Here is a 12,310-nt window from a genome sequence, read left to right on the forward strand (position 1 = left end):
CTTAAATATAGCAGTTGCCCGGCTATCGGCGAACAGCTAGAATAGATGCAATATATAACATACATGATAATAGGGTTTGCGGAGAGGATGAGCCGGGCAGTGACTATCTTTGAACCGTCGCAATTATTGAATGCGTTGCCTAAGCAGTTTTTTGCTGCACTGGTTGCCAGGGCTGCACAGGCGGCAGCACAAGGGCATGATGTGATTAATCTGGGACAGGGTAATCCGGATATGCCGACACCTGCGCATATTGTGGAAGCATTGCAGGGGGCGGTGCTCAATCCGCTCAACCATAAATATCCGCCATTCCGCGGGCATGATTATCTTAAGGAAGCAGCAGCAGCTTTTTACGCAAAAGAATACGGGGTGGAGCTGGACCCGCAGCGCGAAATCGCCATACTGCCCGGGGGCAAAACCGGATTGGTTGAAGTAGTGCAATGCCTGCTGAACCCTGGCGACACGGCACTTGTGCCGGACCCGGGATATCCGGACTACTGGTCGGGGATTGAACTGGCCCGCGCGGTCATGGCGCTGATGCCGCTCACGGAAGCACGCGGTTTCCTGCCGGACTATAGCGCTATAAGCACGGAAACTGCGGCTAAGGCGAAGCTGATGTTCCTCAATTATCCGAACAATCCTACCGGAGCGGTGGCTAATGAAGCGTTCTTCGCGGAGACTGTCAGCTTTGCAGCGGCGAATAATATTTGTGTGGTTCATGATTTTGCCTATGCCGCAATTGGCTACGAGGGGCTACGGCCGGCCAGCTATCTGCAGACACCGGGAGCAAAGGACACCGGAATCGAAATTTACACGCTGTCGAAGACCTTTAATATGGCCGGCTGGCGCGTGGCGTTTGCCGCCGGTAATGCCAGCGTCATCGAGAGCCTGAACCTGCTGCAGGACCATATGTATGTCAGCCTGTTCGGAGCTGTGCAGGAAGCGGCTGCGGCAGCCCTGCTCGGTCCGCAGGATTGTGTGCGGGAGAATGTGGCGCGCTATGAAGCCCGGCGGGGCATCCTGATCGGCGGACTCCGGGAAGCCGGCTGGCAGGTGGAGGCGCCGCGCGGGTCCTTTTTTGCCTGGCTGCCTGTACCCCCGGGGTATACCTCGCAGAGCTTCGCTGATCTGCTGCTGGACAAGGCGCATGTGGTGGTGGCACCGGGAATCGGCTTTGGCGCTTGCGGAGAAGGATATGTACGCATCGGCCTTGTCAGCGATGAGGCCCGGCTGGCGGAGGCTGTACGGCGGATTGCGGAGCTGAAGCTTTTTATATAAATAGCTGAATTTAGAGAGATGGCGGGACATAGAGATGAAGATAACAGTAACGGGACTTGGAATCCGGAAAAATGAAATCACCTTCGCCGCAGACTGCGGCGAGGGCAAGGGCATCTGGTGCGGGAACGGACCTGTCCAGCCCGGAGAAATACATGAGGCGGAGTTTGAGCTACCGGCTTTGTTTATGCGCTGGGTGGATATTGTTCCGGCTGCCGCAGGCGGCAGCGGAATACGGCTGGCCGGGCAGCAGGTCATTTTAACGGGTATTCTGGAGAATATTGAGGAGGATGGAACAGGATATCTGCGGCTGGGGAACGATCTGATCATGTTTGAATGCCTCGGGGAGCCGATGGCGCTCGGCGGCTGTGTAGAGATCAGAGCCCGGGAGCTGATGATCTATCCGTTGAATCTGTAAGCAGGGTGCGAGGCAGTACAGGCCACTAACCTGCAAATGCGCTGCCACCATAGCCACTCCCCGATAAATAATGCTAAGATAAGCTTAGATATGAAGTACAGCAATAAGGAGCAGAAGTCCAATGAACAGCGATATTCAGCAATTCAAGACAGAGTTCTTCAAGGCGCTGGCTCATCCGATGCGGATCCGCATCCTGGAACTGCTGAGCGATGGCGAGAAGAATGTAAATGAGCTGCAGGCGATTCTCGGATCAGAAGGCTCTGCGGTCTCCCAGCAGCTGGCTGTCCTGCGCGCCAAGAATGTGGTTGCCAGCGTCAAGGAGGGCACCACTGTGATCTACTCTCTCCGTGATCCCCTGATCAAGGATCTGCTGGCCGTAGCCAGACAGATATTCGATAATCACCTCGTTAATGCGATTTCCATTCTTGAAGGCATCCGCAGTGAATAAAATCCGCCCCTGATAAGGGCGGATTTCCCGTTGACAAGAACGGCAGGCAGGAGTAATGTTGCTCATATATTCAAATAATCAGATATTCAGAGAAAAGAAGGTTAGAGGATGACAGGGTGGGGCCGCTTTCAAGGCTACAACATTGCTTCGCTGCGCAAGGATATTGTTTCAGGGACAATCGTCGGCGTTATTGCCATCCCGCTGGGGATGGCCTTTGCTATTGCTTCCGGCGTCAAGCCGGAGTACGGGATTTATACGACGATTGTGGCAGGGATTCTTATTTCCCTGTTTGGCGGCTCGAAGTTCCAGATCGGAGGGCCGACAGGCGCGTTCATTCCGATTCTGTTTGCCATTGCGATGGAGTACGGATATGAGAATCTGCTGATTGCCGGAATGATGGCCGGGGTGATCCTGGTTGTGATGGGCCTGCTAAGGCTTGGAGTACTGATTAAATTTATTCCGAGGCCGGTAACCATCGGGTTTACTGCAGGGATTGCCGTTATTATTTTTACCGGGCAGATCGGGAACTTTCTCGGGCTGCAGGGGGTTAAGCGTCATGAAGCCTTCATCGATAACATGAAGGAGCTTGGCCTGCATATCTCAACGGTTAATCTGTACAGTGTGCTAACAGCGGTAATCTGTCTTGCAGTAGTTATACTTGGCCTTAAGTTTGCTCCTAAGGTACCCGGATCACTAATCGGGCTGCTGTGCGCTACGCTGGCTGCAGCGCTTTTCTTCAGCGGCAAGGTGACAACCATCGGCTCTGCCTATGGTGACATCCCCAATACGCTGCCGAGCTTTCACTTTCCGGTAATTACCTGGGAGCGGATCAGGCTGCTGCTGCGTCCGGCCTTTGTCATCGCCATGCTGGGAGCCATTGAATCACTCTTGTCGGCTGTGGTAGCTGACGGCATGTCCGGCAGCCGGCATAACAGCAACCGTGAGCTGGTCGGCCAGGGCATTGCCAATATTGCCGCTCCGTTGTTCGGCGGGATTCCGGCTACGGGCGCGATTGCCCGCACAGCCACCAATATCCGCAGCGGGGCTGCTTCCCCTTTATCAGGCGTGATTCACGGTGTCGTAGTCTTCCTGATCCTGCTGCTCTTTGCACCGTATGCCTCCAGCATTCCGCTTGCGGCGATGGCTCCCATCCTGATGGTGGTTGCCTGGAATATGAGCGAGCGCAGGCAGTTTCTTAAGCTGCTGAAGCTCAAAACCGGAGATTCCCTGGTCATGTTCATTACCTTTCTTTTGACCATATTCGCTGATCTGACGGTTGCCGTGGAGGCAGGGCTGGTGCTTGCTGTTATTCTGTTCGTCAAACGGATGGGAGAGACCCACCTGGTCGCCCAGGTACTGCCTGATCCGGAGTCGGTGAAAGTGGCTGCGCATATGGTAACTGACAGCCATGACTGTCCGCAGATCGGGATATATAACGTGGAGGGGCCGCTGTTCTTCGGGGCGGCCTACCGCTTCAATGATACGCTGCCGGAGCCCGGGCCCGGCAAGCCCAACCTGATCATTCTGCGGATGGGCAAGGTGCCTTTCATAGATACGACCGGGGAGGCCAATCTGGCTGAGCTGGTGAAGCAGTTGCAGGCTATCGGCGGGAAGCTGCTGATTTCCGGCATAGAGCCGCAGCCGCTTGAGCTGCTGAAGCGGACAGGGCTGTACGAGACAATCGGAGCACAGCAGTTCTACGCGCACACCGGAGATGCGATAGACACTGCACTGTCAATGATTCAGACGGGACGCTGCGCAGGCTGCAGGCATGCTGCTTTCCGTGAATGCGCAGCACTGTCCGGGATACAGGAAACAGCGGGCAGAGCAAGCCTCAAAGGCCATAAGCCTGCTATTGCAGGTAAACTTAGCGGCGGGATATAGCAGTCAGGCTCCTGCACAGCAAATAAAATATAACAGCCCGGGTGCATCCTTACGCCCGGGCTGTTATATTTAGTATGGTTGTTCAATTCTTAGGATAAGGAGAACACACCCTGATGAAGGAACTGAATTATACGAAAGTGTTTGTGCTTTTAGCCGGACTGTCCCTGGCGACTCTGGGGGTGTACCGGGTAGTTTCACTGCGCACCGATACATATTTTGATTTTTTACTGTGGAACTTTTTTCTGGCCTGGATTCCTTTTTTGATCTCCAGCATCGCCTATGTGCTGGACAAACAGAAGTTCAGCAGTATGCTGCTGCTGCCGCTGGGGATCGCCTGGCTGCTGTTTTTTCCGAACGCGCCGTATTTGATGACAGACCTGCTGCATCTGACCTCCCGCAGAAGCATTTATATCGTCAGCGGAGCGGTGCAGAGCCGGTTCTGGTATGATCTGGTCACCCTGCTGCTGTTCACCTGGAGCGGCTGGCTGACCGGCTTTTTCTCGCTATACCAGTTTCAGAGCGTGATTTCCCGCAAAAGCAATCTGTTTTTCTCGTGGATATTTGTACTTGCGGCTTGTGCGCTGGGAGGCTACGGGGTGCTGCTGGGGCGGGTCTACCGGCTGAACAGCTGGGATGTGCTGACAGACCGGCACCAGCTGGTTCAGCTCGTAACGGACAGTCTGAACAAACAGTCGCTGTTCTTCAGCCTGTTCGTGGCAGTGGTGCTGCTTGTCATTTATGCCACGCTGTACTTTTTGCTGAACGGCCTGGCAGGAAGCGGCGGGCGAAGCTATTCAAGAGGAGGCAAGAAATAGTCCTCCGGATCAGCTTCCGGCACGAACTGATACAGCTCCAGATTGATGGCGCCGTCCGGCTCGAAAGCTACCCCCTCGCCCAGCAGGTACAGCTTCTGGACCGAGCCGGATTCATCATCCAGGGCAATCCTGCCCTTGGCATTGACGACCCTGTGCCAGGGAAGCTTGTATTTCCGGCTCATGGAATGTAGAATCCGCACAACCTGCCTGGCAGCTCTGGGGCTTCCGGCAGCCTTGGCTACACCCCCGTAGGTCATAACCCTCCCTTCAGGAATGGCTTGGATAACGGCGATAACTTTTGCGGTAAAAGGTGTCATAGGTTCTCCTTAAGCTTGGTGGACTTTGTTCACGGAATGAGATATAAACCAGATTATAACAGAGGAAGTGCGTGCTTTGGGAATAACTAAATCGGGACAAAAGGGCATGAGGCTGTCGCCGGATCATCCGAAAGGGCTGGGCGGCTGGCTGGCGCTGATTCAGATCGGCCTTTATGTCACATGTATCAGAACGTTCATACTGATCTACGATTTCTTCATCAACACCCGCGGCAGCGAAGGCTGGTATGCGCTTACTTCCCCCGGCTCGGCAGATTATCATACGCTATGGAAGCCTACGCTGATTTTTGAAGTCAGCGCCAATATTATTCTGCTGCTAGCTTCCGTTTATCTGCTCACCTTGCTGTACAACAAGCGGGCGGTGTTTCCGCGCTGGCTGATCTTTTACTATATTATCGGTCTGCTGCTGCAGGTTGTTATTATTGCGCTGGTTGCGAGCATCCCGCAATCCTCGGAGCTGGCAAACGGTAACCTGCTGCAGAATATTGCGCGGGGCCTGGTAAACAGTCTCATCTGGACTACATACATTCTGCGATCCAAGAGAGTGCGCAACACCTTTGTTAATTGAAGCTCTACTACAATCCCTAAAAGCCGCTGCTGCGGCTTTTTTACTATCTGGAGGATGAGATAAACGAATAGGAGTGCTTGCGGCGGGGGATAATCAGATCAAAAGAATAGACAGGAGTGACGGCTGTGACGAATGCGGGAATTACGGATATCAGCAGCCAGCCTGCCCCGGAAATCGACTCCTGCCAGCCCCTAAGCTGTTCAATGGATGATACGCTGGCACTGTTCCGGCAGATATTCAGCAGTGACGGCACGCTTAGAATAAGGGTGATTCAGAATGACCATGACAAGGACATCCGCTTTGCAGTGGTCTATGTTGACGGAATGATCGACCGTGAGCTGATTCAAAGCGGGGTCATGAGGCCGGTTATGGCCTATGCATTCGCGGACGGGGACAGAAAGCATCCGGCCGGGCTGATGGAGCTGATCCGCACCCGGGTGATCACGATAAGCGATGTGACCGTTTCGGAGCAGCTGGATGAGCTGATTGGTGCCGTAGTCAGCGGTAAAACAGTCTTTTTGCTGGATGGCTATGCCGGTTCACTGAATATCAACGCTCAAAGCTGGGAGACGCGTTCAATAGAAGAGCCTATGACCGAGAAGGCGGTGCGCGGGCCGCGTGACGGCTTCAATGAGTCGCTCCTGACCAACCTGACCCTGATCCGCCGCCGGGTGCAGAATTCTGACCTCAAATTTGTTTTTACCAACATTGGTACACGGACCAAAACCCAGACTTGTATCTGCTATATGGAAAGCCTGGCTTCGCCGGATATTCTGAAGGAGCTGCAGGACCGGCTGGCCCGGGTGGAGATCGATCATCTGCTGGACACGGGTTATCTGGCAGAATTGATCCGCGACGAGCCCTATTCGCCCTTTGAAATGATCGGCAGCACCGAACGCCCGGATTCTGTTGTCGGTAAAATCATGGAAGGCCGCATTGCCGTATTGATTAACGGAAGCCCGTTCGCGCTGACACTGCCTTATGTGTTTGCAGAAAATTTTCAGGCCAGTGAGGATTACTATATCAACTATTATTTCGCTACCTTTAACCGGCTGCTCAGAATTCTGGGCGCCCTATTGTCGATCAGCATTCCTTCCGTCTACCTGGCACTCGTTACTTACAGCCAGGAGATGGTCCCGACTCTGCTGCTGCTCAGTATCGCAACCGCGCGCATGTCCGTACCGTTTCCCACTGTAGTTGAGGCGGTGCTCATGCTGACTATCTTTGAGATTCTGCGTGAGGCAGGGGCGAGGATTCCCAATTCCATCGGGCAGGCCGTCAGTATCGTAGGTGCGCTGGTGCTGGGCCAGGCTGCGGTCGATGCACGGATTGTCAGCGCCCCGATGGTTATTGTTGTAGGGCTGACAGGAATCACTACCCTGCTCAATCCCCGGCTTACGGGCCCCTTGATTATCGTAAGGATGATTCTGCTGCTGAGTGCGTTTCTGTTCGGGATCTTCGGGTACTTTTTCGGGCTGCTGGGGCTGCTTATCCATCTGATGAGCCTGCGCTCCTTCGGTGTTCCCTATATGCTCGGGGTGGGCTCGGTCCGGCCGCAGGATATTAAGGATACGGCAGTCCGTGCTCCCTGGTGGGACATGTATCTGCGTCCGGCGGTGATCGGGGCGCGCAACATGAAGCGGAAAGTGCCGCAGCGGAAGCGGGGAGGCAGATGAGGAGAACCGACTCCAGGGTAATGGCTGTCCTGCTTGCCGCTGTGATGCTCTTCAGCCTGAGCGGCTGCTGGAACTATACGGAGATCGATGATATGTCCATTGTGGCCGGCGTAGCCCTTGATAAGAATAAGGCAGATCACAACATCCAGCTGACCGTAGAAATGGTGGATACGCAGGGCGGGCTGCAGGAGAATCAGACGGGCTTCAAAATGATGAGCCTGACCGGGGATACCATTTTTAGTATTGCCCGCAATATGATTTCGCTGACCGGGCGGAGGCTGTTCTGGAGTCATGCCAAGGTCATTATAGTAAGCGAGGAGCTGGCCCGGGAAGGGCTGGTTAAGGTTATCGACTGGTACAGCAGGGATACGGAGACCCGGGCGGATGTGTTCATCTTTGTGTCGAATGAGAAAAATGCCCGTGAAGTGCTGAATCTGAACAGTACGACGAAAACGATCATGTCCTTCGAGCTGGCGCAGATGATGAAGGATGAGCAGTATACAGGTACCGCGCCGGTTGTGCAGATCTGGGATTTTATTGACAAGCTGGAGACTCCGGGGAAAAACGCAATCGCTCCGCTGCTCAACATAAGCGAACTGAACGGGCAGAAGAACGAGCGCGTCAACGGAACCGCAGTGTTCGTTGAGGACCGGATGGTCGGCAAGCTGGACTGAAAAGAGACCCAATACGCGCTTTTCGCCAAAAATGATGTTAAAGGCGGTGTGCTGACCATAGACAATGAGCGCGGCATACCCACCTATTCACTAGAGATTTTATCGAACCGGACAAAGGTTAAGCCTGTATGGGTAAACGGCAAGCTGCAGATTCAAGTGGATAGCCTAACCCATACCGGGCTAGACGAGGTGATGAGCACAGTCAATCTCAGCGGTAGCGAGAGTATTCAGGCTATCGAAAACCGGGCCGGTGCACAGCTTCAGCAGAATATACTCTCTATCATCCATAAGCTGCAGCAGGAGTATCAGGCGGATATCTTCGGGTTTGGCAAGGCTGTGCATAATGACATGCCGCAGAGCTGGCGCAAGCTGGAGGCGAAATGGTCCGAGGAATTCAAGGAGCTGGATGTGCAGGTTACTTCAAAGGTGGTCATTCAGAGTACAGCCAAGTCGTCGAGAACGATTAAGTTAGGAGATTAATGCCGTGCCTTTTTTTATAGTGCTGATATACGCATTTATTGTCTGGCTGGATCCCTACGGTCTGCTGAAGCAGGAGAAAAGACGGGATTTCTATATGAGCTCGGTACTGTGCCTGATTTCTTTTATCCTGGCCTTCAGCCTTGCCATGCATTGGGAAATTCCCAGCCCGTCACCGCTGATTTTCAGCTTCATTAGACAGTTCTATTAAGCAGGTCTAGCAGGACGCGCAGAGAGGAGGGGGATGCATGGGCAAAGAGATTATACCTGGAGGACAATCCATCAGCATCGTCATTCTGTTCATCATCGGCAGCTCGCTGTTTATGGGCACTTCCGGCGAATCGGGCAACAGCAGCTGGATTGCTATCATTCTGGCCGTACTGCTGGCCATCCCCCTGATGCTGATTTACGCGCGGCTCCATACCCTTTTTCCTGGAAAAAATCTGTACGATATGCTCATTATCGTGTTCGGCGGTGTCATCGGGCGGGTGTTCTGCTGCTTGTATATCTGGTATACCCTTCATCTGGGCTCGCTGGTCCTGCGCAATTTCGGGGAATTCAGCAAAACGGTGGCCCTGACCTCCACTCCGATGCTGGCCCCGATGCTGATTATCGGCCTGCTCTGTATCTGGGTGGTGAATGCGGGGATGGAGGTGGTCGGGCGGAGTGCCAAATTTCTGCTGCTGTTTACTTTGGCCGTAATTATTGTCGTGCAGCTGCTCTCCATTCCCAAGTATGAATATGAGCATTTGAAGCCGGTACTGGACAGCGGCTGGGGCCCTGTATTTGCAGATATGGCAGGTACGTTTACCTTTCCGTTTGCGGAGATTGTTGTGTTTCTCGGTGTCTTCACGGTTCTTCCGCGAAAAGGTTCAGCAGCCCGGGTGCTGGTGGGCGGCGTTATCATTGCAGGTGTTATCATCATTGGCGTCTCCGTGCGCAATCTGCTGGTACTCGGTCCGGAGATTTTGTCCTCGCTTTATTTCCCCTCTTTTGTGGCGGTAAGCCGGATTAACATTGGTGATTTTCTGACCCGGATTGAAGGCTCGGCGGCGATTGTTTTTGTAACCTCATTGTTTATAAAAGCGAGTCTCTGCCTGTATGTGACCTGCCAGGGTATTGCCAGGGTCTTTAAGCTGCAAAGCTACCGCTCCGTGGTGCTGCAGATGGGGCTGATTATGGTTTATATGTCTGATTTCATCTATAAGGATATTACGCAGATGCAGGATTTTGCCTACCATATTTATAAGGTTTACGCACTTCCCTTTGAAGTGTTCATTCCGCTGCTGCTGTGGGCTATGGCCGAAATTATGATAAGGCGCGCTCAGAACAGGAGGAGACCGCAACATGACAGCTAAATCAGATGACTGACTTCCCGATATTAGCTGCGGGAGGTTTTTTTGTCATTTCCAAGCTTCACCGAACATCGTTATAATGAGAGACATAGAAAACGCCTTTGCCGGCGGATGTGAGATTTACATGAATGAGGAGGAAGCTTATGAGTGTTTCAAGTATCGTAATGTCCTCCCACTGGGGCAGAGAGGTCAGACATAAATATGCTTCGCATGGCTCCAAGGCGCTGGCTGTTATTTTTCCGGGACAGAACTATTCGGCCGAACGCTCCTTGCTGGATTATGCAGGTAAGGTGGCGGCTGAACACGGGTGTGACCTGCTGATTCTGGAATACGGCTATCAGAGCGCACGGGCAGGGTTTAAGCGGGAAGAGCTGGATATTGTTGTAGAAGAATGCAAAGCGGCGCTGGGCGCGGTTGCCGACTATAAACAGCTGCTGTTTATCAGCAAAAGTATAGGTACCGTCATTGCCGGACGGGTGGCGGCAGAGCTGGGTGTACAGCAGAAGACGGCGCATCTGTATTTGACGCCTATCGCGGATACGGTGCCTCTAATCCGCCAAAGCCGGGGCAGCGTTATCTATGGCGGCAGTGACCCGATGTTCAGCGGGCAGCATCCTGCGGAAATCAGCGGTATGCGGAATATCAGGGTGTACCGGATTGATGATGCCAATCATGCGCTTGAAGTGGGCAGTGTCAATGAGTCGCTGGCGGTGCTGCTGGTGATTATCAATTTTTATCATGAGTTTTTCCGTGATGCGCTTGAAGCTTGAGGATTGTTTATTATTATGCATTTATAGGGGGAAGTCAGATGATATTGGAAGCGGCCATGCTGCAGATTAAACCGGGACTTACCGCGGAGTTTGAAGCCAGCTTCATCCAGGCATCTCCGCTGATTGCTTCTATTGACGGCTACCTGGGCCATGAGCTCCAGCACTGCCTGGAGGATGACCATAAATATCTGCTGCTTGTTAAGTGGCGGGCACTTGAGGATCATACGGTCGGATTCAGGGAATCCGCCCAGTATCAGGAATGGAAGGCGTTACTTCACCGTTACTACGACCCATTCCCGGCAGTAGAGCATTTTACCAGTGTCAATCTGGACTAGACGGGAGGCAGGTTATGGAGCATAACCGACAGATCGGGGTTGGCCGGACGGCAGAGGTATGGGAGCATGGGGAAGAGACGATTGTGAAGCTGTATCTGGAGGATTTTCCGCCGGAGGCTGTCGGACAGGAGTTCAAGGTTAGTACATATGTGTATAATCAGGGCAGTGTCCGTACCCCCAGGCCGGTCGAATTAATTGAAGCAGAAGGGCGCAGAGGCATTGTCTTTCAGCAGATACACGGGCGCTCCCTGCTGAGTCTGATCAGCGGCCAGCCCTGGCGCTTGTCCGGGTATGCCAGGCAGCTGGCTTCCCTGCATTATGAGCTGCATCAGCTGGAGGGAAGTCCGGCGCTTGGCCGGTATAAGGAGCAGCTGCGGAGGCAGATTGTAGCCGCACCGATCCTTTCAATGGAGGAAAAAACGGCTATCCTTGAACATTTGCAGCAGCTGCCTGAAGGCAGCAGGCTATGTCATGGTGATTTTCACCCTGATAATGTGCTTATTGACGCTGAGGGAGCCTGGATTATCGACTGGATGAACGGTATTTGCGGAAATCCTGCTGCTGATGCCGCAAGGTCAGTGCTGCTGTTCAGTATGGGGACGATGCCTCCGGGAAGCCCGCTGGTCAAGCGGGTGGTTACCAGCTTCATCAGGCAGAAGCTCACGAAGGTCTACATCCGTGAATATCTCCGGCTGTCGGGAGGCAGCTATGCCGGAATTAATGCCTGGATTGTGCCTGTAGCTGCAGCGCGCTTAACCGAGGGGATTCCGGCCGCAGAGAAGGAGCAGCTTGCCAAAGAGATCCGCAGGCGGCTTAGATCATTGCGGAAAGCTTAGGATCGTTTAGAAATGTAAAAGAATGGGTCAGCCAGAGCTTCTGGCTGGCTTTTTTGTAGTGCTTTTAGGAGTCATGGACTGCTAACGGACTGAAATGACCTTATTTTTGCTCAAACGGCCATTTTTCTGGGCTAACGGACCTCAGCGCTCTTATTTTCACTCAAATACCCATTTTTGCTCTGATTACCGGCATATAAGGTCACTGGTGTCCGTTAGGATGACGAAAGAACGGTTTTGCTGAAAATAAGCGCATTTGAGTCCGTTAGGGGATGTGTTGTGTCGGGTGACGCGATGATTGGCGGGCTGAGCTCCCTAAATAGCCCTTGCCTAGCAAAAAAAACGTTCAGCAAACTTTCAGCTTGGCCTCATTGACCATTAAGGTAAGGATGCAATAATACCACTATGCAATGCTTGACACTGGGGAGAGAACGCTGCCGAAAGCTGTTC

General features: G+C 53.2%; 14 protein-coding genes and 1 pseudogene. 14 read left to right on the forward strand and 1 reads right to left on the reverse strand.

Features of this window, described 5'->3' with window-relative positions; all coding sequences use genetic code 11:
- Positions 1-99: 99 nt before the first annotated feature.
- The 5 genes from NST84_RS02545 (at position 100) to NST84_RS02565 (ending at position 4,837) form a co-directional block, all read left to right on the forward strand.
- Positions 100-1,275: a pyridoxal phosphate-dependent aminotransferase gene (locus tag NST84_RS02545; protein WP_342564102.1), complete on the forward strand. Its 1,176-nt coding sequence runs from the start codon at positions 100-102 to the stop codon at positions 1,273-1,275.
- Positions 1,276-1,309: 34 nt separating this feature from the next.
- Positions 1,310-1,690 (forward strand): hypothetical protein, encoded by a 381-nt coding sequence (locus tag NST84_RS02550; protein WP_342564103.1) that lies wholly within the window; start codon positions 1,310-1,312, stop codon positions 1,688-1,690.
- 121 nt (positions 1,691-1,811) lie between these two features.
- Positions 1,812-2,138: a metalloregulator ArsR/SmtB family transcription factor gene (locus NST84_RS02555; protein WP_068723164.1), complete on the forward strand. Its 327-nt coding sequence runs from the start codon at positions 1,812-1,814 to the stop codon at positions 2,136-2,138.
- A gap of 108 nt (positions 2,139-2,246) precedes the next feature.
- Positions 2,247-4,022, forward strand: coding sequence for a sulfate permease (gene sulP / locus NST84_RS02560; RefSeq protein ID WP_342564104.1), 1,776 nt, complete (start codon positions 2,247-2,249; stop codon positions 4,020-4,022).
- Positions 4,023-4,135: 113 nt separating this feature from the next.
- A complete protein-coding gene (locus NST84_RS02565) occupies positions 4,136-4,837 on the forward strand; it encodes a DUF1361 domain-containing protein (protein ID WP_342564105.1) in 702 nt (233 codons plus the stop codon).
- On the opposite strand, the gene NST84_RS02570 is transcribed toward NST84_RS02565, so the two are convergent.
- Positions 4,813-5,154, reverse strand: coding sequence for an MGMT family protein (locus tag NST84_RS02570; RefSeq protein WP_342564106.1), 342 nt, complete (start codon positions 5,152-5,154; stop codon positions 4,813-4,815). The two genes, NST84_RS02565 and NST84_RS02570, sit on opposite strands and share 25 nt — an antisense overlap.
- A gap of 76 nt (positions 5,155-5,230) precedes the next feature.
- Between NST84_RS02570 and NST84_RS02575 the strand changes: the two genes are divergently transcribed.
- From NST84_RS02575 to NST84_RS02615, 9 genes and pseudogenes are all read left to right on the forward strand, one after another.
- Positions 5,231-5,740, forward strand: a complete 510-nt coding sequence (locus NST84_RS02575; RefSeq protein WP_342564107.1) for a DUF2569 domain-containing protein — start codon at positions 5,231-5,233, stop codon at positions 5,738-5,740.
- A gap of 125 nt (positions 5,741-5,865) precedes the next feature.
- Positions 5,866-7,416, forward strand: coding sequence for a spore germination protein (locus NST84_RS02580; protein WP_342564108.1), 1,551 nt, complete (start codon positions 5,866-5,868; stop codon positions 7,414-7,416).
- Complete coding sequence (locus NST84_RS02585) at positions 7,413-8,090, forward strand: Ger(x)C family spore germination protein (protein WP_342564109.1); 678 nt, start codon at positions 7,413-7,415, stop codon at positions 8,088-8,090. The genes NST84_RS02580 and NST84_RS02585 overlap by 4 nt, the downstream gene beginning before the upstream one ends.
- Positions 8,091-8,102: 12 nt before the next feature.
- A pseudogene (locus NST84_RS02590) lies at positions 8,103-8,570 on the forward strand (Ger(x)C family spore germination C-terminal domain-containing protein); the annotation flags it as partial.
- A 4-nt stretch (positions 8,571-8,574) separates the two neighbouring features.
- Positions 8,575-8,778: a hypothetical protein gene (locus NST84_RS02595; protein ID WP_342564110.1), complete on the forward strand. Its 204-nt coding sequence runs from the start codon at positions 8,575-8,577 to the stop codon at positions 8,776-8,778.
- Between the two features lie 37 nt (positions 8,779-8,815).
- Positions 8,816-9,925, forward strand: coding sequence for an endospore germination permease (locus NST84_RS02600; protein WP_342564111.1), 1,110 nt, complete (start codon positions 8,816-8,818; stop codon positions 9,923-9,925).
- A gap of 140 nt (positions 9,926-10,065) precedes the next feature.
- Entirely contained in the window at positions 10,066-10,692 is a 627-nt protein-coding gene (locus tag NST84_RS02605; protein WP_342564112.1) for a hypothetical protein, read from the forward strand.
- A 38-nt stretch (positions 10,693-10,730) separates the two neighbouring features.
- Positions 10,731-11,027 carry an antibiotic biosynthesis monooxygenase gene (locus NST84_RS02610; RefSeq protein ID WP_342564113.1) on the forward strand — a complete coding sequence of 99 codons (297 nt, stop codon included), beginning with the start codon at positions 10,731-10,733 and terminating at the stop codon, positions 11,025-11,027.
- Between the two features lie 14 nt (positions 11,028-11,041).
- Entirely contained in the window at positions 11,042-11,863 is an 822-nt protein-coding gene (locus NST84_RS02615) for an aminoglycoside phosphotransferase family protein (protein ID WP_342564114.1), read from the forward strand.
- Positions 11,864-12,310: the final 447 nt, after the last annotated feature.

Source organism: Paenibacillus sp. FSL R7-0345 (assembly GCF_038595055.1).
Classification (GTDB): Bacteria; Bacillota; Bacilli; order Paenibacillales; family Paenibacillaceae; genus Paenibacillus_AQ.

What these genes read in the sequence shown, in the direction of transcription:
- NST84_RS02550 (WP_342564103.1), top strand. Translation starts at nt 1,310, where the DNA reads ATGAAGATAACAGTAACGGGACTTGGAATCCGGAAAAATGAAATCACC.
- NST84_RS02555 (WP_068723164.1), top strand. Translation starts at nt 1,812, where the DNA reads ATGAACAGCGATATTCAGCAATTCAAGACAGAGTTCTTCAAGGCGCTG.
- sulP (WP_342564104.1), top strand. Translation starts at nt 2,247, where the DNA reads ATGACAGGGTGGGGCCGCTTTCAAGGCTACAACATTGCTTCGCTGCGC.
- NST84_RS02565 (WP_342564105.1), top strand. Translation starts at nt 4,136, where the DNA reads ATGAAGGAACTGAATTATACGAAAGTGTTTGTGCTTTTAGCCGGACTG.
- NST84_RS02570 (WP_342564106.1), bottom strand. Translation starts at nt 5,154, where the DNA reads ATGACACCTTTTACCGCAAAAGTTATCGCCGTTATCCAAGCCATTCCT.
- NST84_RS02585 (WP_342564109.1), top strand. Translation starts at nt 7,413, where the DNA reads ATGAGGAGAACCGACTCCAGGGTAATGGCTGTCCTGCTTGCCGCTGTG.
- NST84_RS02600 (WP_342564111.1), top strand. Translation starts at nt 8,816, where the DNA reads ATGGGCAAAGAGATTATACCTGGAGGACAATCCATCAGCATCGTCATT.
- NST84_RS02605 (WP_342564112.1), top strand. Translation starts at nt 10,066, where the DNA reads ATGAGTGTTTCAAGTATCGTAATGTCCTCCCACTGGGGCAGAGAGGTC.
- NST84_RS02610 (WP_342564113.1), top strand. Translation starts at nt 10,731, where the DNA reads ATGATATTGGAAGCGGCCATGCTGCAGATTAAACCGGGACTTACCGCG.
- NST84_RS02615 (WP_342564114.1), top strand. Translation starts at nt 11,042, where the DNA reads ATGGAGCATAACCGACAGATCGGGGTTGGCCGGACGGCAGAGGTATGG.